Annotated in this window: 20 protein-coding genes and 2 tRNA genes; 13 read left to right on the top strand and 9 right to left on the bottom strand. The window is 49.5% G+C overall.

The genetic code is table 11. The features are described 5' to 3' along the window. Positions 1–22 precede the first annotated feature (22 nt). Entirely contained in the window at positions 23–1,036 is a 1,014-nt protein-coding gene (locus Q4C79_RS02380; RefSeq protein WP_303089432.1) for an ABC transporter permease, read from the bottom strand. Between the two features lie 128 nt (positions 1,037–1,164). Further along, positions 1,165–2,805 carry an ABC transporter substrate-binding protein gene (locus tag Q4C79_RS02375; protein WP_303089431.1) on the bottom strand — a complete coding sequence of 547 codons (1,641 nt, stop codon included), beginning with the start codon at positions 2,803–2,805 and terminating at the stop codon, positions 1,165–1,167. Positions 2,806–3,183: 378 nt separating this feature from the next. On the opposite strand from Q4C79_RS02375, the gene ppk1 reads away from it, so the two are divergent. Then, complete coding sequence (gene ppk1, locus Q4C79_RS02370; protein ID WP_303089430.1) at positions 3,184–5,241, top strand: polyphosphate kinase 1; 2,058 nt, start codon at positions 3,184–3,186, stop codon at positions 5,239–5,241. A gap of 216 nt (positions 5,242–5,457) precedes the next feature. Here the strand turns inward: ppk1 and Q4C79_RS02365 are convergent, their stop codons facing one another. The 3 genes from Q4C79_RS02365 to Q4C79_RS02355 all read right to left on the bottom strand — a co-directional run bounded on the left by Q4C79_RS02365 (position 5,458) and on the right by Q4C79_RS02355 (position 7,635). Then, entirely contained in the window at positions 5,458–6,183 is a 726-nt protein-coding gene (locus tag Q4C79_RS02365; protein WP_303089429.1) for an amino acid ABC transporter ATP-binding protein, read from the bottom strand. A 2-nt stretch (positions 6,184–6,185) separates the two neighbouring features. Beyond that, positions 6,186–6,977: a 16S rRNA (adenine(1518)-N(6)/adenine(1519)-N(6))-dimethyltransferase RsmA gene (gene rsmA, locus Q4C79_RS02360; protein WP_303089428.1), complete on the bottom strand. Its 792-nt coding sequence runs from the start codon at positions 6,975–6,977 to the stop codon at positions 6,186–6,188. Positions 6,978–7,224: 247 nt separating this feature from the next. Further along, on the bottom strand, positions 7,225–7,635 hold the full coding sequence (locus tag Q4C79_RS02355) for a YqaA family protein (protein ID WP_303089427.1): 411 nt from the start codon (positions 7,633–7,635) through the stop codon (positions 7,225–7,227). 193 nt (positions 7,636–7,828) lie between these two features. On the opposite strand from Q4C79_RS02355, the gene iscR reads away from it, so the two are divergent. The 7 genes from iscR (at position 7,829) to iscA (ending at position 11,896) form a co-directional block, all read left to right on the top strand. Then, complete coding sequence (gene iscR, locus Q4C79_RS02350; RefSeq protein WP_303089426.1) at positions 7,829–8,266, top strand: Fe-S cluster assembly transcriptional regulator IscR; 438 nt, start codon at positions 7,829–7,831, stop codon at positions 8,264–8,266. 34 nt (positions 8,267–8,300) lie between these two features. Further along, positions 8,301–9,515 carry an IscS subfamily cysteine desulfurase gene (locus tag Q4C79_RS02345; protein ID WP_303089425.1) on the top strand — a complete coding sequence of 405 codons (1,215 nt, stop codon included), beginning with the start codon at positions 8,301–8,303 and terminating at the stop codon, positions 9,513–9,515. Positions 9,516–9,601: 86 nt separating this feature from the next. Beyond that, entirely contained in the window at positions 9,602–10,375 is a 774-nt protein-coding gene (locus Q4C79_RS02340) for a DUF695 domain-containing protein (RefSeq protein WP_303089424.1), read from the top strand. A gap of 153 nt (positions 10,376–10,528) precedes the next feature. Further along, a complete protein-coding gene (gene iscU / locus Q4C79_RS02335; RefSeq protein WP_303089423.1) occupies positions 10,529–10,912 on the top strand; it encodes a Fe-S cluster assembly scaffold IscU in 384 nt (127 codons plus the stop codon). Between the two features lie 22 nt (positions 10,913–10,934). After that, a complete protein-coding gene (locus tag Q4C79_RS02330) occupies positions 10,935–11,201 on the top strand; it encodes a DksA/TraR family C4-type zinc finger protein (protein ID WP_303089422.1) in 267 nt (88 codons plus the stop codon). 44 nt (positions 11,202–11,245) lie between these two features. Further along, complete coding sequence (locus tag Q4C79_RS02325) at positions 11,246–11,494, top strand: recombinase RecA (RefSeq protein ID WP_303089421.1); 249 nt, start codon at positions 11,246–11,248, stop codon at positions 11,492–11,494. 81 nt (positions 11,495–11,575) lie between these two features. Continuing rightward, positions 11,576–11,896 carry an iron-sulfur cluster assembly protein IscA gene (gene iscA / locus Q4C79_RS02320; RefSeq protein WP_303089420.1) on the top strand — a complete coding sequence of 107 codons (321 nt, stop codon included), beginning with the start codon at positions 11,576–11,578 and terminating at the stop codon, positions 11,894–11,896. A 240-nt stretch (positions 11,897–12,136) separates the two neighbouring features. Here the strand turns inward: iscA and clpX are convergent, their stop codons facing one another. Next, on the bottom strand, positions 12,137–13,405 hold the full coding sequence (clpX, locus tag Q4C79_RS02315) for an ATP-dependent Clp protease ATP-binding subunit ClpX (protein ID WP_303089419.1): 1,269 nt from the start codon (positions 13,403–13,405) through the stop codon (positions 12,137–12,139). 507 nt (positions 13,406–13,912) lie between these two features. Here clpX and Q4C79_RS02310 point away from each other — a divergent pair. Then, positions 13,913–14,863: a D-alanyl-D-alanine carboxypeptidase family protein gene (locus Q4C79_RS02310; protein ID WP_303089418.1), complete on the top strand. Its 951-nt coding sequence runs from the start codon at positions 13,913–13,915 to the stop codon at positions 14,861–14,863. A gap of 191 nt (positions 14,864–15,054) precedes the next feature. On the opposite strand, the gene ppsA is transcribed toward Q4C79_RS02310, so the two are convergent. After that, on the bottom strand, positions 15,055–17,454 hold the full coding sequence (gene ppsA / locus Q4C79_RS02305; RefSeq protein WP_303089417.1) for a phosphoenolpyruvate synthase: 2,400 nt from the start codon (positions 17,452–17,454) through the stop codon (positions 15,055–15,057). 438 nt (positions 17,455–17,892) lie between these two features. Here ppsA and Q4C79_RS02300 point away from each other — a divergent pair, with 438 nt between their 5' ends. Continuing rightward, positions 17,893–18,711: a pyruvate, water dikinase regulatory protein gene (locus Q4C79_RS02300; protein ID WP_303089416.1), complete on the top strand. Its 819-nt coding sequence runs from the start codon at positions 17,893–17,895 to the stop codon at positions 18,709–18,711. Between the two features lie 203 nt (positions 18,712–18,914). Here Q4C79_RS02300 and rnr read toward each other — a convergent pair whose 3' ends face one another. Next, on the bottom strand, positions 18,915–21,395 hold the full coding sequence (gene rnr / locus Q4C79_RS02295) for a ribonuclease R (protein ID WP_303089415.1): 2,481 nt from the start codon (positions 21,393–21,395) through the stop codon (positions 18,915–18,917). Between the two features lie 82 nt (positions 21,396–21,477). Here rnr and Q4C79_RS02290 point away from each other — a divergent pair. The 3 genes from Q4C79_RS02290 (at position 21,478) to Q4C79_RS02280 (ending at position 22,071) form a co-directional block, all read left to right on the top strand. Next, a tRNA-Leu gene (locus Q4C79_RS02290) sits at positions 21,478–21,564 on the top strand. Positions 21,565–21,603: 39 nt separating this feature from the next. Next, a tRNA-Leu gene (locus Q4C79_RS02285) sits at positions 21,604–21,690 on the top strand. A gap of 78 nt (positions 21,691–21,768) precedes the next feature. Beyond that, complete coding sequence (locus tag Q4C79_RS02280) at positions 21,769–22,071, top strand: hypothetical protein (RefSeq protein ID WP_303089414.1); 303 nt, start codon at positions 21,769–21,771, stop codon at positions 22,069–22,071. A 292-nt stretch (positions 22,072–22,363) separates the two neighbouring features. On the opposite strand, the gene Q4C79_RS02275 is transcribed toward Q4C79_RS02280, so the two are convergent. Next, positions 22,364–23,692: a metabolite/H+ symporter gene (locus Q4C79_RS02275; RefSeq protein WP_303089413.1), complete on the bottom strand. Its 1,329-nt coding sequence runs from the start codon at positions 23,690–23,692 to the stop codon at positions 22,364–22,366. Positions 23,693–23,694: the final 2 nt, after the last annotated feature.

The raw sequence follows: 23,694 nt of genomic DNA, 5'->3' as shown, positions 1-23,694 counted from the left end.
AAAATCCTTTGGAATACAGGTATCAAGCGTGGCGGATGCGCGGGTTAATCAAACCGTAAGTAATATCGACCAACAGGCTGATAAACATCAGCGCGGTCGCCACCAGCAAAATACCGTTTTGCACAATCGGGTAATCGCGGCTGAAGAAACCGTCGAGCAGCCAAGTACCGACACCCGGCCAGCTGAAGATGGTTTCGGTGAGAATCGCACCGGCCATCAGCGTGGCCATTTGCAGGCCTACCACAGTCACCACGGTAATCATGGTGTTGCGCAACACATGCACCAGAATAATCCGCGCAGGCGAGAGGCCTTTGGCTTTGGCGGTACGCACATAATCTTCGCCCAACACTTCGAGCATAGCCGAGCGCGTCATGCGGGCGATCATGGCCAACGGAATGGTGGACAACGCGATAGAGGGCAAAATAAAGTGTTTAACCACATCCCACAAAGCCCCCGGAACGCCCGACAAAGCGGCGCCCAACAGCCATGATCCGTAAACCGGTTCCACATCAATATACTTAATCACATTGATTACCCCCGATACCGGCAACAAACCGAGATAATGGGCAAAGATACCGGTAAGAATCGGGCCTAACAGATAAATCGGCATCGAATAGCCGGCCAGCGCGCCGCTCATCAGAATGTAGTCGAGCCAAGTACCCCGCTTTAATGCGGCAATGATGCCTAAGCTCACGCCGACAACCGTGGCGATAAGCATAGCGCATAAGGCCAACTCCAGCGTGGGAACGAAATGATGGAAAAAGTCTTCCAATACCGGCGTGCGGGTGCGGAAAGTTTGGCCGAAATCACCGCCGAGCACCTTCATCAGATAATCCCAATACTGCACGATAATCGGTTTGTCCAAACCCAAGCGCTGCATCATGGCTTCGCGTACGGCCGGATCAACCGAACGCTCGCCCATCATTACAGTAACCACATCGCCCGGCACCAGCCGTATCAGGGTAAAAGTAGAAATCGTCAAACCGATATAAATCGGCACCATTAATAAAATTCGTCGCAGAATATAAAGAAACATCGGCGTAACTCTTAAGATGATGATTGGGTTTGCGTTTTCTTTTCAGACAGGCATTTCGTTCAGGATGCCTGTCTGAAAAGAAAACACCGTCTGCCTGCGCATAGCAGCCAAACGGTGTCGTCCGAGGTTTATTCCACGCTCACGCCTTCGAAGCGCGTCGAACCCAAAGGCTCCAATACATAGCCTTTTACGTTTTTGCTCAACAGAGCGTCGGTAACCGAGTGGGCGATCATCATCGCCGGTTTTTGCTCGGCCATCACTTTTTGGGCGGTCATGTAATAAGCGGTACGTTGCTCTTTGTCGTTCGTTTCACGCCCGCTAACCACGGCTTTATTGAACGCTTCATTACAGAACTGGCCGTAGTTGCTGCCGCCGACTGCCTGGCAGCTGAACAGATTGCCGAACCAGTTATCCGGATCGCCGTTATCGCCGGTCCAGCCGATCAGCATGGTTTCGGCCTCGCCTTTTTTGGCGCGGGTCAAATATTCGCCCCATTCATAAGTAACCAACTTGGCGTTCACGCCCACTTTTGCCCAATCGGCCTGAATCATCTCGGCCATCAGCTTGGCGTTGGGGTTGTAAGGACGTTGTACCGGCATATACCACAATTCAAGCGTTTGGTTTTCGGCGCCCGCTTCTTTCAGCAGCGCTTTGGCTTTTTCAGGATCATAAGCCGACGGCTTCAACGCGGCATCCACGCCCCACTGGCTGGGCGGCAGCAAACCGGCCGCACGCACACCGGCGCCTGCATAAACCGCTTTCAAAATCGCATCTTTGTCCACCGCCAAATCCAAAGCCTCGCGTACTTTGGCATCGCCGAGTTTGCCTTTTTTCACGTTAAAGGCCAGATAGCCGGTGTTGTAACCTTGTGCCGATTCAACGGCAACTTTGCTTGATTTTTTAGCCGCTTCCACTTCGGCCACTTTGTTGTAACGCGACAAATTGCACTCGCCGGCTTCCACTTTCTGCGCGCGCACGCCGGAATCTTTGGTGATGGCGAAAATCAGATTATCGATTTTCACCTGATCTTTATTCCAATAATCGGGGTTTTTCACGTAACGGATTTGTTGGTCTTTCTGATAAGACTTCAGCATAAACGGACCGGTACCGACCGGTTTGGTATTGATATCCGCCTGTTTGCCTGCTTTTTCCAACTGGCCGGCATATTCGGCGGACAAAATATAAGCAAACGGCATGCCGAGGTTTTGTACGAACGGCGCATTCACTTTCTTCAAGGTGAATTTAACGGTATGGTCGTCCACTTTTTCGACGGAAGCCACATCTTCGGTCAAACCCATATCGGAAGCATAGGGGAATTCGGAGGGATAAGCTTTGTTATAGGCGAAATCTTTGTTCAGCATCCGCTGGAAGGTGAATACCACGTCATCGGCATTAAAATCACGGGTAGGCTTGAAGGAATCGGTAGTTTGGAATTTCACGCCTTTGCGCAAATGGAAAGTATAGGTTTTGCCGTCTTCGGAAACATCCCATTTTTCTGCCAAACCCGGTTCGATGTCGGTACTGCCGATTTTGAATTGAACCAAGCCGTTATAAATCGTATGCGCCGCCGCATCGAAGGTTGTGCCGTCGGTATATTGGCCGGGGTCGAAGCCGCTTGGGCTGCCTTCCGAGCAATAAACGAAAGTAGCGCTGCCGCCGGAACCTCCCGAGCTGCCTGCCGCCGCATCCTGTTTCTTCTCACCACCGCAAGCGGCCAAGCCTAAAGTAAGCGCCGCCAAGGCGGTTAATTTGAATAATGGTTTTTCCATTTTACTATTCCTTCCGATTGTTTATTAGAGTTTGCTTACACAGCCAGCCATAAAGCTGCCTTTTGTTTACAATTCATTACGGTCTCAAAAATATATCCTTTAAATTCGGCGATAGCAAGCATTTTTTTGCGTGATTACAGGATACTACAAATCTTCCTGCCCCAAACCTTCACCTATTACTTCTGTCTTTGATTTAATGCAAATGCCTGTCTGAAAATAACCCAACGAAAAATTATGCAAGCATATTGGTTCGTCATCTTAAACAGGCCGAAAAACACGGTATACTTAAAGATTATTTGCTTAGGCGTGTTATCGACAGGCCTAGAATATTATCGAAAAAACTTTAATTTATTTAATATTTAATTTAGAGGAATCGTCATGCCGCAGTCCAACCGTCTTCTTTGCCGCGAATTAAGTCTTTTAGCCTTTAACCGCCGCGTATTGGCACAAGCGGAAGACAAAAGGGTACCGCTATTGGAGCGTTTGCGTTTCCTCTGCATCGTCTCTTCCAATCTCGACGAATTTTTTGAAGTGCGTATGGCCTATCTGAAACGCGAGCATAATCTGCGCCCGCAGTTGATTCTCGACAGCGGTATGACGCCCGCTGAGACCATACTGGCCGCCAGTGCCGAGGCTCACGCCATTATTAAGGAGCAATACGCTCTCTTCAATCAGGAACTGTTACCGGCGCTGGCCGCCGAAGGCATTCATTTCTGCCGCCGCCGCACTTGGACGCCCGAACAACGTACTTGGCTTGAGCGATATTTCGACGACGAACTGCTGCCCATTCTCACCCCCATCGGCCTGGATCCTTCGCACCCCTTTCCCCGCCCGTTGAACAAATCCCTGAATTTCGCCATCGAGTTGGAAGGCACAGACGCCTTCGGTCGCGCCTCTGGCATGGCTATCGTACAAGCGCCGCGCATCCTGCCGCGCATCATCAAACTTCCGCAGGAGTTGTGCGACGGACAAGATTGTTTTGTCTTTTTATCTTCCATCGTGCACGAATATGCCTATAAGCTGTTCCCCGGTATGCAGATTAAAGGTTATTACCAGTTCCGCGTTACCCGTGACAGCGATTTGAGTGTCGATGAAAGCGATTTGAAAAACCTGCGTACTGCCATTCAGAGCGAATTGCGCGACCGTGATTATGGCGACGGCGTACGGCTGGAAGTTTCCGAAAACTGCCCTATGCACATCACCGCCTATTTATTGAGCCACTTTAAACTCGACCCTTCCGCCCTTTATCAGGTAGACGGCCCCGTCAATCTGGTTCGGCTGATGACGGTTCCGGATATGGTCGAGCGTGCCGATTTGAAATTTCCGCCCAAAACCGCCAGCATTCCCAAGCAGTTACGCAAAAGCCTGTCGGTATTGGACGCCATCAGGGAACAAGACATCCTGCTGCACCATCCTTATCAATCGTTCCAGCCGGTAGTCGACTTTATCCGCGAAGCCGCACACGATCCCGATGTGGTCGCGATTAAAATGACGATTTACCGCACCGGTTCCAATTCAGAACTGGCCGCATCACTGATGGCCGCCGCCCTTGCCGGCAAACAAGTTACCGTGGTGGTAGAGCTGATGGCGCGTTTCGACGAAGCCAACAACGTCAACTGGGCGCAGCAACTGGAAAACGCCGGCGCGCATGTGGTTTACGGCATATTCGGTTACAAAGTGCACGCCAAAATGGCGCTGGTGGTACGTCGCGAAAACGGCCGCCTGAAGCGATACACCCACTTGGGTACCGGTAACTACCACCAAAGCACTTCCCGTATCTATACCGACTTCGGCCTGCTCACCGCCGATGAAGCGATTACGGCTGATGTAAACACTTTATTTATGGAAATCACAGGCTTGGGGCAACCCAAACGCTTGCAAAAAGTGTATCAAAGCCCGTTTACCCTTTATCCGATGCTGATAGCCGGCATCCGCCGCGAAATCGAACATGCCAAAGCCGGTAAAAAAGCACTGATCCGCGCCAAACTCAATTCATTGATTGAGCCCACCATCATCGAAGCACTTTACGAAGCCAGCGCTGCCGGCGTGGAAATCGATTTAATCGTGCGCGGCATGTGCGCACTGCGCCCGCAGGTAGAAGGCCTGTCTGAAAACATTCGCGTACGCTCGATTATCGGCCGCCAGCTCGAACACGCCCGCGTATATTATTTCTATAACGACGGCGAAGAAAACCTCTATATTTCCAGTGCCGACTGGATGGGACGCAACTTCTTCCGCCGCATCGAAACCTGCACACCGATTGAAAATGAAGAAGCCAAAATCCGCGTGCTGCGCGAAGGTTTGATTATGGCGCTGGAAGACAACCAAAAAGCTTGGGAAATGCACGGCGACGGCAGTTACACCCGCATCGAATGCGGCGAAGGCGTCATTCCCGTTGATTTGCAAGAAGATTTATGGGAGAAATACGGACAATAGGCTGATATAGCGGATTAAATTGATTTTCGATACAAGGCAGCAAGCTGCAGACAGTACAAGTAGTACGGCAAGGCGCAGCAACGCCGTAGCGAAAGTTAAGTTAATCCCCTATACAATAAAACCGGTCTGTACAACGCCATACCCCACCTTCCCCTCAACACAAAATGCCTGTCTGAAATATTTTTCAGACAGGCATTTGGTTTTTAATACAGTAACTTAGTGCTTAATCTGTGCCAGAAACTGCTTGGCACGATCGGTTTGCGGATGATTAAAGAAGCTTTCCGGGTCTGACTCTTCCAAAATCTGGCCGTGGTCGACAAAGATAATGCGGTCGGCCACTTCGCGCGCAAAACCCATTTCATGGGTCACACACATCATGGTGATACCGGTTTTGGCCAAGTCTTTCATCACCTTCAATACCTCGCCCACCATTTCCGGATCAAGCGCCGAAGTCGGTTCGTCGAATAACATCACGCGCGGCTCCATGGCCAATCCACGCGCAATCGCTACACGCTGCTGCTGGCCGCCCGACAATTCGCTGGGCAAAGCATCTTTTTTATGCTTCAAACCCACTCGGTCAAGCAACTCCACCGCCTTTTTCTCAGCGTCGGCCCGGCTTTGCTTCTTCACCTTCATCGGCGACAAAATAATGTTTTCCAACACCGTCAAATGCGGATAAAGATTAAAGTGCTGGAACACAAAGCCCACTTCGGTACGGATTTTGTTCAAATCGGTTGCCGGATCGGCCACATTCACGCCGTCTACCCAAATTTCACCCTGCTGGATCGGCTCAAGCTGGTTGACGGTACGGATAAGCGTAGACTTGCCGCTACCCGATGGGCCGCAAACCACCACCACTTCACCCGCTTTAATTTCCAAGTTCACACCATTAATCACATGCAAATCTTTGAAATATTTGTGTACATTTTTAAATTGGATCATGCTTATGCCTTTACAGACAGGCTTTTGCCTGCCAGGTAATTACTCAGTTTCACATACAGCTCGGGCGCGATATGCTCCGCCCTGTCTTGCGGGTTGATGCCCACCGCCTGCAAATCCTCATCACCCGCCAACTCTTTCAGATTATTGCGTATCGTTTTACGCCGCTGATGAAAAGCCTGTTTCACCAGTTTGGCAAAATGTTCGAAATCCTGTGCCACCCCAATACGGCCGGGCAAAGGAATCATGCGCACCACCGCCGAATCGACTTTCGGCGCCGGATCGAACGACTCCGGCGGCACGTCTATCAAATGCTCCATTTCGAAAAAATATTGCAGCATCACGCCCAAACGACCATAATCATTGGTTTTCGGCTCCGCCACCATGCGCTCTACCACTTCTTTTTGCAACATGAAATGCATTTCCGCCACTTCGTCGGCCACTTCGCTTAAGCGAAACAGCAAAGGCGTGGAGATATTGTAAGGCAGGTTGCCGACGATTTTTTTCCGCCCGGGAACCGACCGGAAATCAAATTGCAGCACATCACCCTCGTGTATCACCAACTTATCAGCAAACGACAGGTTTTTCAGCCGCGCAATGATATCGCGGTCGATTTCCACCACATGCAGCCTATCCAATTTGCGCGCCAAAGGCTCGGTAATCGCCGCCAAGCCGGGGCCGATTTCGATTACCGTATCACCCGGTTGCGGGCGGACGGCGTTCACAATATCGGCGATAATGCGGGTATCTTGCAAAAAATTCTGCCCGAAACGTTTGCGGGCTTTATGTTCTTTCATGCCGTTCTTCTAAAGAGCGAAAAGTCATCCGGTATTATAACGGCGTTTGTATAGCGGAAAAACTTATTTTTACCTCAAAACAGCAAGCCGCAGACAATACAAGTCGTACAGCAAGGCCGCAGCAACACCGTGGCAGAATAAAGTTTTTTCGCCATAAAAAGCCAAAACAGCATTTATGGCCGGATCTGTAAAATGCCTGTCTGAAAACCAAATTCAAGGTTTTCAGACAGGCATTCGTTTATCAAACCTAAACCGCCTTCAAAGCCAGCCACACCACCACCGCATACCGCCCCGCTTTACCGATAAACAACGCCAGCAAGCTCAGCCACACATTCAACCGCAACCAGCCCGCCGCAATCGGTAGCGCATCCCCTACCAAAGGCACCCACGCCAACACCAGCATCCATGGACCGAAACGTCGCAGCCTATCTTGTACCTGTTCGCTCGGCTGATATTTTTTCGGCAACAACCACCCCATACCGTAAGAAATCATACTGCCCGCCACATTACCTAGCGTCGCAACCGCCAATGCCGTCATCCAAACATTCGGCGAATTGTAAACCAAAGCAGCCAGCCCCGCCTCCGACGTACCCGGCAATATCGTTGCCGAAGTCAAAGCCGAAAGCGCCAATGCGGCATATTGCCAAAACAAATCCATTTCGTATTATATTTTATGAAGTACAAAGCAGCGATTATAGCCCGAAGTACCAATCAACCCGATAGCTTTCATCTTGCGCCCACGCCAATACTTGACTAAATCACTCGGATATACGACAATTCCTCCCACGCAGCACCCGAACACACCACATAATACAAAATACTCATAATGATTTAAGTAAAGGCAAACCGCCATGCGACTGACAACCAAAGGCCGATTCGCCGTAACCGCGATGCTGGACTTGGCCATGCATTCGCCCCACGGCGCGGTCAAACTCAATGCCATCAGCGAACGGCAACGAATTTCGCTCTCCTATCTCGAACAATTGTTCAGTAAATTACGTCGCGCAAGCTTAGTAGAAAGCATACGCGGGCCCGGCGGAGGTTATATTCTGGCAACCCCTGCCGACCAAATTAATATCGCGCAAATCATCGCCGCCGCAGAAGACAGTTTGGATGCCACCCAGTGCAGCAGCAAAGCGAACTGCCACAATGGTACCCCCTGCCTCACCCACCAATTGTGGGAAGATTTGAACCAAACCATCAATGATTATTTGAGCAGCATCACCCTGCAAAGCGTGTTAAATCAGCGCGAAGACAACCGCATTATCAATTTCCAATCCAAACCATAATTTGATAACCACAAATATCGGAAGAACACCAACCATGAGCATCAAAACCCCGATTTACCTTGATTACGCCGCCACCACACCCGTCGACCCGCGCGTGGCCGCCAAAATGATTCCTTATTTGACCGAACAATTCGGCAACCCCGCTTCCAACAGCCACAGCTTCGGCTGGACGGCCGAAGAAGCCGTAGAAAACGCCCGCGCCGAAATCGCCAAACTGATTAACGCCGACGCCAAAGAAATCGTGTTTACCAGCGGCGCCACCGAATCCAACAACCTCGCCATCAAAGGCGCGGCGCAGTTTTACAAAAGCAAAGGCAAACACCTCATCACCGTGAAAACCGAACACAAAGCCGTGCTCGACACCATGCGCGAACTCGAACGCCAGGGCTTTGAAGTAACCTATCTGGGCGTGCAGGAAAACGGCCTGATTGATTTAAACGAACTCAAAGCCGCCATCCGCGACGACACCATCCTGATCTCCGTGATGTGGGTCAACAACGAAATCGGCGTGATCCAAGATATTCCCGCCATCGGCGAAATCTGCCGCGAAAACAAAATCATCTTCCACGTCGATGCCGCCCAAGCCGCCGGCAAAACCCCGATTGACGTAGAAGCCGCCAAAGTCGACCTGCTCAGCCTTTCCGCCCACAAAATCTACGGCCCCAAAGGCATCGGCGCCCTGTATGTGCGCCGCAAACCGCGCGTGCGCCTCGAGGCCCAAATGCACGGCGGCGGCCACGAGCGCGGCTTCCGCTCGGGCACCCTGCCCACCCACCAAATCGTCGGCATGGGCGAAGCCTTCCGCCTCGCCCGCGAAGAATTGGAACAAGACCGCACCCATGCCCTCAAACTGCGCGAAGTGTTCTTAAAAGGCATCGAAGGCATCGAAGAAGTGTATATCAACGGTGATTTGGAACGGCGCGTGCCCACCAACCTCAACGTGAGCTTCAACTTTGTCGAAGGCGAAAGCCTGATTATGGCCGTGAAAGAGCTGGCCGTATCCAGCGGCTCGGCCTGCACTTCGGCTTCATTGGAACCCAGCTACGTTTTGCGCGCCCTCGGCCGCAACGACGAACTCGCCCACTCTTCCCTGCGCATCACCTTCGGCCGCATGACCACCGAAGAAGAAGTGAAATTCGCCGCCGAACTGATCAAATCGAAAATTGGCAAACTGCGCGAACTCTCGCCTTTGTGGGAAATGTATCAAGACGGTATCGATTTGAGCACCGTAGAATGGGCAGAGCATTAAGCAGGTAGGACAATGTGTTAACCGAGAATGGTAAAATCGCTTATAATCCAAGCAACAATATTTACTATTAACGGTGTCCGCACATTATGGCAAACCAAGCTACCTACTATCACTACCACGCTATTTTTTCCAGCGGAGCGCCCTGCATCGTCAGCGTCCGCACCGATTTTGCTGCAAATGCGCCGTTAAACGGCCTACCGGTTTTATGTAGCGTCGTTTTCGGCTATCAAGGCGACACCGCCAGCGGCCTGCCAAACAGCGATGATGCTAGGAAACTGGAAAAAATAGCCGGACAAATCAGTGAACATGCCGCACAAAACCGCAGCGGCTTATGGGTAGGTTCTCTGACCAGCGGTCACCGGCGGGTGGAGTTTTTCTATGCCACCGATGCGGATTTGTTCCATAAAAACAATGCCGCCTATTTAAACAGCCTGCCTGAGATTGATTTCCAAATAGCAGGTAATGCCGAAGAAGATGCAAAATGGTTGTTTTACCGCAACAGCTTATTGCCCAGCCGCAAGATACAGGCTTATGAACGCAATCAAGGCACTATAGATGCCATGATTGCTCATGGAGACAATCTGGAGCAATTGCGTCCGATACACCACTATATTTATTTCGACAGCTTAGAAAATGCCCAAGCCTATACCCAAGCCGTCAGCCGGCTCGGAAATTATTTGAGTGACATTATTCAGTCTGCCGACCACACCGAAGCCTATCAAGTCAAACTTACCCATATCGGCTCCATCCATGCCGACAAACTGGCACAAACCGCTGCCGATTTGGAGGAATTGGCCGAACAATTCCAAGGCCAATACGATGATTGGGAAGCATTATTGGCCCGCCAGGCAGGCTCTTAAAACCAAACGATGCAGGATAGTTTAAAGGTTTACAAGAAGTTATTGAAGAAAACCATCCTGCCCCCATGTGATAAACCAATACCGTGTTCACCACGGAACATGCCGATTACCCTAGGCGGCATGTAAACCACCACACAACAAGGAACCCATACCATGGCATACAGTGATAAAGTAATCGACCACTACGAAAATCCCCGCAATGTTGGTTCGTTCGAAAAAGGCGACGATTCCGTCGGTACCGGCATGGTCGGTGCTCCTGCCTGCGGCGATGTGATGAAACTGCAAATCAAAGTGAACGACGAAGGTGTCATCGAAGATGCCAAGTTCAAAACCTACGGCTGTGGTTCGGCTATCGCCTCTTCTTCATTGATTACCGAATGGGTAAAAGGCAAAAGCCTAGATGAAGCCTTGGCGATTAAAAACAGCGAAATCGCCGAAGAGCTGGAATTGCCGCCGGTAAAAGTACACTGCTCCATTCTGGCCGAGGATGCCATCAAAGCAGCGGTAGCTGATTACAAAAAGAAACACAATTCTTAATGTTTTCAGACAGGCATTTATAATGGCCGGCGGTTGGGCACCCGATGGTGCGGAACAGGCACAAATCGACGCTTCTTTAGATGATGCACTGGCGTTTGCCCGCCAGCATCTGCCGAGCGGCGACAGTGCACATGAATGCGCGGAATGCGGCGAATCCATTCCCGAGGCTCGCCGTACTGCACTACCCGGCGTACAATTGTGCGTCTCCTGCCAAGAAGAAGCGGATAAACAGCAGTTTTTCCACGCCGCTTATAATCGGCGCGGCAGTAAAGATAGCCAACTGAAATAAAGTGTATGCCTGTCTGAAAATATTTTATTTTTAGGATGACTCCCATGCCGTTTACCGAAAAGGAAACCCAATCTTTATTGGCCGAAAAAGGCATAGGTAAAACCGTGTTATTGCGTTTGCAACAAATGGGCTTGGACGATACCGCCAAACTGGCGCAGGCCGATGTTCACGATATTTTGCAGCAAGGTTCAGCCCTAACCGGCTCTAGCTGTTGGAAAAACAGCCCGCAAGCCAAAGCCGCTATTACAGCAGCCGTAGCATGGGCGAAACGGCAACAAACAATTGATGCTTGAAAAGCAACAACCGTATTAATAGATACTGTCTTTCCTGAATATATAATTGATTCAAGACGTTCTCCATTAAGGATTCAGACCATGATCACCCTAACCGAAAAAGCTGCCAACCATATCCAAACCTTTTTGACCAAGCGCGGAAAAGGCGAAGGTATCCGCTTGGGCGTAAAAACCAGCGGCTGCTCCGGCATGGCTTATACCTTGGAATTTGTCGACGAGGTACAACCGGAAGACATGGTATTCGAAGGCCACGGCGTGAAAGTGTTTGTCGACCCCAAAAGCCATGTTTACTTGGACGGCACCGAATTGGACTACACCAAAGAAGGTTTGCAGGAAGGCTTCAAATTCCAAAATCCGAATGTAAAAGACGAATGCGGTTGCGGCGAAAGCTTTCACGTTTAAACCTTCTGATAACTAAAATGCCTGTCTGAAAACTGCTATTCCTAGTTTTTCAGACAGGCATTTGTATATTTGATAAAACGAAAAAGTCAGTTCAAACCCGAGCATGGCGTAGCTTTTTAAGCTGCCACAATCAATTTTGCAAAGACCCCAAAACGCTTAACGATAATAATTTCAGACAGGCACGGATAGATGTTGTATCCGAATGCCTGTCTGAAACCTTACCACTAAAATTCGGGCTGATTAAGCAGCCGATGGAATAAACTCCGTCCCATCTTCGCGCAGCATCAACGGCTGTTTGCCACCATCAATCACCTCGGCAGTCACCACCACTTTTTTTACTTCCTTCAAGCTCGGCAGCAGATACATGGTTTCCAACAGCGATTGCTCAACGATGGAACGCAGGCCGCGGGCACCGGTTTTGCGCGCCATCGCGAGTTTAGCGATGCTGGATAAAGCGGATTGTTCGATTTCCAATTCCACCCCTTCCATCGCAAACAATGCCTGGTATTGTTTCACCAACGCATTTTTCGGTTCGGTAAGAATATTGATTAATGCCGCTTCATCCAACTCCGCCAAGGTGGCAATCACCGGCAAGCGGCCGATTAACTCGGGAATCAGGCCGAATTTAATCAAATCTTCCGGCTCTACCGTTTGCAGCAATTCGGTAACTTTGGCATCTTCGTCTTTGCTGTGCACCGCCGCACCGAAACCGATACCGCCTTTTTCGGTACGTTGGCGGATCACTTTTTCCAAACCTGCAAACGCTCCGCCGCAAATAAACAGGATATTGGTGGTATCAACCTGAATAAATTCCTGATTCGGATGCTTGCGGCCGCCTTGCGGGGGAACACTGGCCACAGTACCTTCCACCAGCTTCAGCAAAGCCTGTTGCACACCCTCGCCTGATACGTCCCGAGTAATCGACGGGTTGTCACTCTTGCGCGAAATTTTGTCGATTTCATCGATGTAAACAATACCGCGCTGCGCCTTTTCCACATCAAAGTCGCATTTGCCCAAGAGCTTGGTAATAATCTGCTCCACATCTTCGCCCACGTAGCCTGCCTCGGTCAGCGTGGTGGCATCGGCCATCACAAATGGCACATCCAATTTTCGCGCCAAAGATTGCGCCAATAAGGTCTTACCCGATCCGGTAGGGCCGATAAGCAAAATATTACTTTTCGATAATTCTACGTTTTCATTGCTTTTCGGATGACGCAAACGCTTGTAATGGTTGTATACCGCCACCGCAAGCGCCTTTTTCGCCTGTTCCTGACCAATCACATGGTCGTTCAGATTGGCCACGATTTCCGCAGGAGTCGGTAATTTGGCTGAAATAACATGCTCTGCTCCTTTGGCCGTTTCCTCCGCTTCCTCAGCGCTGCCACCCAGCATTACGCCGCACGCTTCGACACACTCATTACAGATATAGGCGTGCTCCCCCTCGATTAAATTTTTGACTTCATGTTCTGGTTTGCCGCAAAACGAGCAGCTACGGTTTTCTGTGGTCATGCTGAATCAGGTCCGCTAATAAAATAATGGTTAGAATAAATCCGGTGTGCCGGAATAGAATAAATGTGAGAAGATTGAAATTGAAAATCTACTATTTATAAACATAACGCTCGGCCGGAAAAAACTAAGTATAAAGAGTATCACGCATTTTTTCAAACTCACACCTTAAGCTCTTTTTATGCTACATTCAGGGCAAAGCCATGAAAGTAAATGAAAAGATATGCATTTAAGACTTTACAGAGTCCTTTCGTTTGTTTAAAAATACGCCCTAACCAGCTGTTGCCGCCTGAATAAATAGAAATATGATTCGATCGGCAATGTAAATTCTTCAATGCCAAGCTCGGAGCCGGTTATCATAAAATATGGCGGTTGTTCTTGATATATCAATTCCCAAGCAACCTTCTACCGAATAACGAGCCTTATCCAATCCTAATAACGGTATAGTTGTATCCAAACCGTTCAGGTTTTGGACTTTCTTTGATTAAGCTATTAATCCGGAAGAGAATTATGTTTATTTCCCGTATCAATAAAACTGCTGCCACCCTAGGCGTGGGCTTGATGTTAGCCATTAGTGCCGCACCGGCTGCTGCCGATGATTTAGACGTGTTGGGTCAGTTTTTGCAACAAAATTTCCCTGATGAAAAAGATCCTCTGGGCGCGTTTCTGGTTGAAAACCCCAACGCCCAAATCAGTGAACAAGCTGCCATCGCCGGCCCCTTGCTCTCTTCTCAAGCCGCTTTGATTATGAACAACAGAACAGGCGAGATCCTTTACCAGAAAAATATTAATCGTGTGATGCCCATTGCTTCGATTTCCAAGCTCATGGCTGCTATGGTAGTACTGGACGGCAAACAAAATATGAACGAACCAGTAACCATTACCGAATACGAGATCGACCGCCTCAAAGGTACCGGTAGCCGTTTATCCATCGGCACCACGCTGACCCGCCGAGAATTGCTGCATCTTGGTTTGATGAGCAGCGAAAACCGTGCGATTCATGCGCTCGGTCGTACCTATCCCGGCGGTATGAGCGCTTTTGTATCGGCCATGAATGCAAAAGCTGCATCTCTTGGCATGAACAACACCCGTTTCTATGAGCCGACCGGCTTGGATTCGCGTAATGTTTCTACCGCCAGCGATTTGGGTAAATTGGTCAGCGCAGCCAGTGACTATCCTGTCATCCGCCGGGACAGCGTTTCCAATTTTGGCTCGGTCTACACAAGTTCGGGGCGTCAGCAAAGTTATAAAAATTCCAATGCCTTAGTGCGCGAGGGCTCTTGGAACATTGACTTGCAAAAAACCGGCTATATCCGTGAATCCGGCCGTTCTATGGTGGTTAAAGCACGTATTAACAATCAACCCATTACCATCGTTCTGCTTAACTCCCCCTCTTCTTCTACCCGCGTGAATGATGCGCGCCAGATTGAATCTTGGGTAAACCAGCAACGCCGCTCTTAAAATGGATGAGTTAAATCGCCTGTAAAAGCGGCTAAACAATCCATATCAATGCATAAATGCCTGTCTGAAATAATATTTTTTCAGACAGGCATTTAGTATTCCCCCTATAGTATGAATCGTAAATCTATAAAAAATAAAACCGCTGCCGTGTGAACAGCAGCGGTTTCTTTCAGTTCATCTCGTTGTATTTATCAGCTAGCCTTCTGATTTTTCAATTCATTGGCCAAATACAACCAAGTTTCAATCACCGTATCAGGGTTGAGTGACAAGCTGCCGATCTCTTCTTCCACCAGCCATTTGGCGAAATCAGGATGATCAGACGGGCCTTGACCACAAATACCAACATATTTGTTATGCTTACGACAAGCTGAAATCGCCAAGTGCAGCATCACTTTTACCGCCGCATTGCGTTCATCGAAGGTCGCTGCAATCGGGCCGCCGCTGTCACGGTCCACACCCAAGGTTAATTGGGTCATATCATTAGAACCAATAGAGAAGCCGTCGAAATATTGCAGGAATTGTTCGGCCAGCAATGCATTGCTCGGTACCTCACACATCATAATCAGGCGCAAACCGTTTTTACCGCGCTCCAAGCCATTTTCTTTCAAAGCTTTAATGACTTGCTCTGCTTCAGACAGGGTACGCACAAACGGAATCATGATTTCCACATTGGTCAAACCCATGTCATCACGCACATATTTCAAAGCCTTGCATTCCAGCGCAAAACACTCTTTGAAATCGTCGGATACATAACGTGCGGCACCACGGAAGCCCAACATCGGGTTTTCTTCATGCGGTTCGTAACGGCTGCCGCCAACCAAACCGGCATACTCGTTGGATTTGAAGTCGGACATGCGCACGATAACTTTGCGCGGATAAACCGAGGCAGCCAATGTAGCCACACCCTCTGCAATCTTGTCTACATAGAAATCCACCGGTGAAGCATAGCCTGAGATACGATCTTGGATTTCTTCTTTGATATCCTCATCCTGATCATCGAACTCCAACAGAGCTTTCGGGTGAATGCCGATTTGGCGGTTAATGATGAACTCCATACGTGCCAAGCCGATACCGTCGCTCGGCAAACCGGAGAAAGAAAACGCCAACTCGGGGTTACCTACGTTCATCATGATCTTAGTCGGAGACGGCGGCATATTATCGAGCGCCACCTCATTAACTTGTACATCGGCCAGACCGTTATAAATAAAACCGGTATCACCTTCCGCACAAGACACGGTTACTTCCTGGCCTTGCTGTAACACTTCGGAGGCATTACCGCAACCGACCACTGCCGGAATGCCCAACTCGCGCGCAATAATCGCGGCATGGCAGGTACGGCCACCTCGGTTGGTCACGATAGCTGCTGCACGTTTCATTACCGGCTCCCAATCGGGGTCGGTCATATCGGTAACCAAAATATCGCCTGCTTCCACCACATCCATTTCCGCAGCGCTTTTCACCAAGCGAACTTTACCTTGGCCGACTTTCTGACCGATTGCACGGCCTTCAACCAGAACCTCACCTTTATTTTCAATACTGTAGCGACGCAATACACGGCTACCGTTCTCTTGGGATTTCACGGTTTCCGGACGCGCCTGTAAAATATAAAGCTTGCCGTCTACACCATCGCGGCCCCACTCTACATCCATCGGGCGGCCATAGTGCTCTTCAATGATTAGCGCATATTTAGCCAATTCGGTGATTTCCTCATCGGAAATAGAGAATCTTTTACGCTCATCGGCAGGTACATCTACCACTTGTACCGATTTGCCTGCTTCCGCTTTATCGGTAAAAGTCATTTTAATCAGCTTAGAGCCCATGGTTTTACGCAGAATAGCCGGTTTGCCTGCTTTCAGGGTCGGTTTGTGCACGTAAAATTCGTCGGGGTTCACAGCACCTTGCACTACTGTTTCACCCAAACCGTAAGATGCGGTTACGAATACCACATCTTCAAAACCCGACTCGGTATCGATAGTGAACAATACGCCGGAAGCACCGCTATCCGAACGCACCATGCGCTGCACGCCTGCAGACAGGGCCACGATATCATGGGCAAAGCCTTTGTGTACGCGGTAAGAAATAGCGCGGTCATTATAGAGCGATGCGAAAACGTGTTTCATTGCTTCTTTTACGTTTTCCAAGCCATTGATATTGAGGAATGTCTCCTGCTGGCCGGCAAACGAGGCATCCGGCAAATCTTCAGCGGTAGCGGAAGAGCGCACGGCTACGGAAATTTGGTCGGTACCGGCATCAGCCACCATTTTTTCCCAAGCTGCGGCAATTTCATTATCCAACTGCTCAGGAAATGGCGTATCCAAAATCCATTGGCGGATTTCTTTTCCGACACGCGCCAACTCGACCACATCATCGACATCCAGAGCAGCCAATGCAGCAGAAATGCGTTCGCTCAGGCCGTTATGCGCCAAAAATGCGCGATAGGCTTCGGCCGTAGTGGCAAAACCGCCCGGCACTCTCACTCCCTTCTCAGACAGTTGGCTGATCATCTCACCCAGAGAAGCATTTTTGCCGCCGACGCTTTCAACATCGGTCATACGCAGATTTTCAAACCAGATAACGTAATTTGCAGACATTGTTCCATCCAAGTTTCAAAGTTGAATAAAAGGTAAATCTCGAACACCCATTCTAACCAGACCACCGCAGTATGTCATGTATTTTTAAACCGTTTTGGTGTAAAAAGCGATACTTAAAATTGCGGCTTTAGCGATTGTAGTAATATGAAATATTACTTCAAACAACCGGAATGATTTCGTTAGTCTTTGTAAAATAAGAGTTATCACAAGCCAAACTTTAATTTTGGCGTGTAACATTTCTCTTATTTATTAAAATATTATATCAATAATAATAAAATATTAAAACATTATTCTTATTTTAAAAACCATAAAAATAACTGTAACCATATGTAGCAATAAAAAACCTTTTTGAGTAAAGCGCTTTCTCTCGCCGTCGCCCTTGGTTATGATACGGGTTTTAACCATTTACATCCATTTAGTAAGAAGAGTGAGGAACCTATGGCGCGCCGCCACGCTTTTTTCATTTCCGACCGTACCGGCTTAACTTCCGAGAGCATGGGCGAAGCCTTGCTTGAACAATTCGAAGGCATTCAATTCAAGCGTACCACTTACCCTTTTGTCGATACCGTGGAAAAGGCACGGGTAATGGTGCATATCATAGAAAGCACGGCCGAGCAGTCTGCCGCCCGGCCGCTGGTATTCAGCAGTATCATCGATCCGCAAATCCGTGAAATCGTAAAAAGCAGCTCCGGCTTGCATCTGAGCTTCTTTGACGCTTTTTTGAACCAGTTAGAAACCGAGCTTGGCGTACCTGCACGAAATTCGGTAGGCAAACACCACAGCATCGCCGATATGCAACGCTATGAAGCGCGCATTGACGCGGTCAACTTTTCGCTCAATCATGATGACGGTATCAGCGATAAAGATTTAAAGAATGCCGATGTAATCCTCATGGGCGTTTCGCGCAGCGGCAAAACACCCACTTGCCTGTATCTGGCACTGCAATACGGCATCCGCGCGGCCAATTATCCGCTGACGCCCGACGATTTGGAATCCACCGACTTGCCGCGCATGGTGAAACCTTACCGCCAAAAACTCTATGGCCTCACCATCCAACCCGAGCGTTTGCAGGAAATCCGCCAAGAGCGCCGCCCGGATTCCACTTATTCCAAACTCTCGACTTGTAAAAACGAAGTCGCCGATGCGATGGCCATGTTCCGCCGCCACAATATTCCGTTTGCCAATACCACCAATCAGTCGGTGGAAGAGTTGGCAGTAAACATTATGCAGGCTTGCCAATTGAAGCGGCGTTTTTAATGCAAAGCAGAACAAATGCCTGTCTGAAAACTACTTTTATAAGTTTTCAGACAGGCATTAATCTTTAAATAAACTCCAATCTTATAGTTATATAGCGGATTCAATTTATTTTCGATACAAGGCAGCCAGCTGCAAACAGTCTTCCTCAAAAAAACAACCCGAACCTCATAGCGGATCGGGTTATTTATTCATTACGACTTTATTTATTTACGTTTGCCGCGGCTTTTTGCCGCTTTCCGGCTGCCGTTTTCTGCACTCTTCTTTTTCACCAAAGTAATTTTGCCATCCACCATTTGCAGACTTTGTTGCTGAACTGTCGACGCAGTAGTTTGCTTGTTGCGACCGCCTTTGCCTGCCGGTTGGCTTGCACTTTTACCGGTTTCTTTGCTGCTTTGTGATGCAGTTTGCGCCTTAGCTTTGGCTTTTTTGCTTGTAGACTTAATTGTCTCTGCTTCAGCAACGCTGCTTTTGCGAGAGGCTTTGCGACCTTTTTTACCGACAGTACCGCCGCTAACCAATACCAAATCAATTTTGCTGGTATCCAAATCGGCACGGGCAACCTTTACCGTGACACGCTCGCCCATGCTGAAACGCACGCCGCTGCGCTCACCTTCTATCGCCATAATTTCCGGCAGATAATTGAAATAATCTTCACCCAAATCACTGATGTGTACCAAACCTTCGATATGGATATCGTCAAGGGTAACAAACAAACCGAAATTAGTCATGCCGGTAACCTTGCCACCGAATACTTCGCCTATCTTATCCTGCATATAATAGGTTTTCAGCCAATTTTCCACATCGCGGCTGGCATCATCCGCCCGCCGCTCGGCAAATGAAGTGTGTGCGCCGGCTTGCGCCCAGGATTGCGGTTGGTATTTCTGCTGCAACAATACCGCCTTAATCGCACGGTGCACCATTAAATCGGGATAGCGGCGAATGGGCGAAGTAAAGTGGGCGTAATGCTCGTAAGCCAGGCCGAAGTGGCCTTCGTTATGCGCTTCGTACATAGCCTGCTGCATCGAGCGCAGCAGCATGGTTTGCAGCAATTCCTGATCTTCACGGTCTTTGATTTTGGCCGCAAGTTCGGCATAGTCTTTCGGCGTAGGTTTATCACCGCCGCCCAAAGAAAGTCCCAGCCGACCGAGTTGTTCGCGTAAAGTGCTCAACTTCTCGGGCGTCGGGCCTAAGTGATTACGGTAAAGTGCACCGTGTTTGTTTTTCAATAAGAAATCCGCCGCACACACATTGGCTGCCAACATGCATTCTTCAATCAGCTTATGCGCATCATTGCGCACCACCGGCACAATGCGTTCGATTTTGCCGTTGTCATCAAAAATCATCTGGGTTTCGACGGTTTCGAACTCCATCGCCCCGCGTATCCGCCGTTTTTTCTGCAACACGCCAAACAATTGGTAAAGCGCGCCCAATTCTTTTTTAAACGGATGATTGCCGCTTTGTTCCAACCATTCCCAAACTTGATTGTAGGTAAGGCGTGCATGTGATTTCATCACCGCCGGATAGAATCGGTAGTCTTTTACATTACCAGCATAGGTGATTTCCATATCGCATACCATGCACAAGCGCTCGACTTCTGGATTGAGCGAACAAATGCCGTTGGACAAATTCTCCGGCAGCATCGGAATCACCCGGCGCGGAAAATATACGCTGGTGGCGCGCTCGTAGGCATCGTGATCAATGGCATCACCGGGGCGCACATAATGGCTGACATCGGCAATCGCCACCACCAAGCGGAAATTTCGACCGATTTTTTCTGCATACACCGCATCATCAAAATCGCGGGCGGTTTCGCCGTCTATGGTTACCAAAGGCAATTCGCGCAAATCTTCGCGGCCTTTACGGTCGGCAGCACGTACTTTATCGGGAATTTTCTCGGCGGATTTCAGACAAGCATCACTGAATAGATAAGGCAAGTGGTGTTTGCGTACCGCAATTTCGATTTCCATACCACTGTCGGCATAATCACCCAGCACTTCAGTGAGTTTGGCCACCGCCGGATGATGGTTTTCAGGATAACTTTCAATCACCGCCATGATAACCTGGCCGGTTTTCGGCTGTAGTTCCGCTACCGAATCGGGCTCCAACAGAATCGGCTGCGTCAACCGCTTGTCTTCCGGCTCCATAATGGCAACGCCGCGTTCGACATAAAACCGTCCGACCACATCGGTGTTGGCCCGTTCGATGATGTCGAGCACCTGACCTTCGCGACGGCCGCGTCTATCCACACCTGCGGGGCGTACGGTAACGATATCGCCGTGCATCAGCCCGCGCATCTGGCGTTCGTACAAAACAAAATCACCCTGTCCGGTCGGAATCAGCGGCACGGCAAAACCGAAACCGTCTTTATGCGCTTCGATTCGGCATTTCACCAATTCCAGTTTATCGGCGACACAAACCGCACCGCGGCGGTTAATCAATACCTGGCCGTCGCGCGCCATCGCTTTGATGCGGCGTTCGAAAAACTCATATTCGGCCTCGGTAATCGATAGTTTTCCGGCCAAATCCGGTATTTTCACCGGTACGCCGCTGTCTTCCAGTACGCTGATAATCCATTCGCGGCTGGGCAGAGGTTGGTCATAGCGCTGTTGCTCGCGCGCGAGAAAGGGATCTTTTTCCCGAAGATTTAAAGTATTAGTATTTTTTTTCATTTCAACGATTGACATCCATGTCCTAGGATATATAATGCACAACTTCGTTAAGGTTAAGTAAGTCAGCACTTTAACCCAAACCGAAAATTAAAGCAAAGCCCAGGTGGCGGAATTGGTAGACGCGCTAGCTTCAGGTGCTAGTATCCTCACGGGTGTGGAAGTTCGAGTCTTCTCCTGGGCACCACTTTGCTGAAGTCAAATATACTGGCTGATTTAATATTTTGCCCAGATGGCGGAATTGGTAGACGCGCTAGCTTCAGGTGCTAGTATCCTCACGGGTGTGGAAGTTCGAGTCTTCTTCTGGGCACCAAATTTCCGAAAACCGGCTTGCTTCAAAGCCGGTTTTTGTTATTTTTCTTTTCCATTTGCCTGCGTAAAGCTGTTTACCATGTTTGATTTGTTAAACCAAAAAATCCACAACGCCGATTACGCCCGCCTAATCGGCCGGCACAGTAGCGATTTCAGCCCACAAGAAACGGCCCTATTGCAGGAAATTTTACAGCAGTTTGAATTTGATGTGGTACAACAGCAGGCTTTGGTACAAGCGGTGATGCAGCAGGCTAAATTTGATCCGAACGCATTGCACATCGAAGACGACGATGAAGATATTACCGGCGTATGCCCGCATTGTATCAATCCGCCCATGCCGCCTTTGCGCGATTATTTTGAGTGGCGCAAAAGCAAAGCCTGATTGGCGCGGTTAGGGCAAAATTTGTTTGCCCGCTGCAATGGATAATACCGTTTCGATAGAAAGCAACAAGCCGCAGACAGTACAACAAGCAATACGATACCGATTCTATTGTTGCTTTAGCGGCTGATAAAATCTTTCTCTTGGAACGAGGGGTAGCAGAACCGTAGCGAAAGTTCGTTTAATCCGCTATTTTTAAAGTGCCGTTCCACATCATCCGGCCGGTTTGCCCTGTAAAAAATAAAATGCCTGTCTGAAAATATTTTCAGACAGGCATTTCTTCAATCCGCCTTCATTATTCCTTTACCGCCAACAAATCGACGTCTTTGGTTTCGTGCGTCAACAACAGAGCGATGATGGTCAGCAAGCCGTTTACCGCCAAATAAATGCCCACACCCATCAGGCCATAGGCCTTATTCAACTCAATGGCGACCATGGTAGCGACAGACGCACCGACAATGGCAGCGAAATTGTAGGCCAGCGACGCTCCGGAATAACGTACTTCAGTAGGAAACAATTCCGGCAGGAAAGCAGCCATCGGGCCGAACGTCATGCCCATCAGCGCCATGCCGACAATCAGAAACGCCAACACACTGGCCGGTGTACCGTGGTGCAGGAAGGCTGGCAGGGTCAGCCCCAACAGAATAATTCCGGCGGTTACCACCAACAACAGGCGGCGACGGCCGATTTTATCGGCTAACACGCCGGAAATGCTGGTAAAAATACCGAACACTACCGCACCGATCAGCAAAAAGCCGGTAAAAGTATTGGCCGGAATACCCAGCCCCAGCGGGAACCCTGCATCCGACAATACCGGCTTTCCTTTCGAATAAACCTGCACGAAAGCAGTCATGATGTAGAACAAGACATAAGTTGCCACCATGATGAAGGTGCCCTGTACGATCGGTTTCCAATGCCGCAACAAAACGGTTTGCACCGGCGCTTTGACTGTTTTGCCTTCTGCTTCTGCCTCACGATAGACATGGCTTTCATGCAGGGTCAGCCGCATCCACAGGCCGACTACCACCAAAACCAGCGATAGGACAAACGGAATCCGCCAGCCCCATTCCACCAATGCTTCCGGCCCGATCAGCCAACTGATGGCAAAGAATATGCCGTTGGCCAGAAACAAGCCGATGGGGGCACCCAACTGCGGAAAAGTACCGAACCAAGCGCGCTTGCCTTCCGGTGCGTTTTCCGTTGCTACCAGTGCCGCACCGCCCCATTCGCCGCCTAAGCCCAGTCCTTGCCCGATACGGCAGATGCACAACAACAGCGGCGCCCACAATCCGATGCTTTCATAAGTAGGCAGCAGGCCGATGGCAACCGTCGACAAACCCATGGTCAGCAAAGAGGCGACCAGTGTTTTCTTACGACCGATTTTGTCGCCGAAATGGCCGAACACGGCCGAACCGATCGGGCGGGCAAAAAAAGCCAACGCCAGCGTGGAGAGCGACAGCAACGTAGCAGCACCGGGATCGCTTTTATCGAAAAACTGAGTGTTAAACACCAATACCGCCGCAGCGGCGTAAATATAATAATCGTAGAATTCAATGGCGGTGCCGATCATGGAAGCCACCGCAACCTTATAGGGGTTGTTACGCAGTTGAACAGAATCTGACATGA

It is taken from the genome of Neisseria sp. (genome assembly GCF_030523955.1).
In the GTDB taxonomy this organism is placed as follows: domain Bacteria; phylum Pseudomonadota; class Gammaproteobacteria; order Burkholderiales; family Neisseriaceae; genus Neisseria.
The sequence above is the reverse complement of the archived record's forward strand: the minus strand, read 5'-3'. Positions and strand labels throughout refer to the sequence as shown.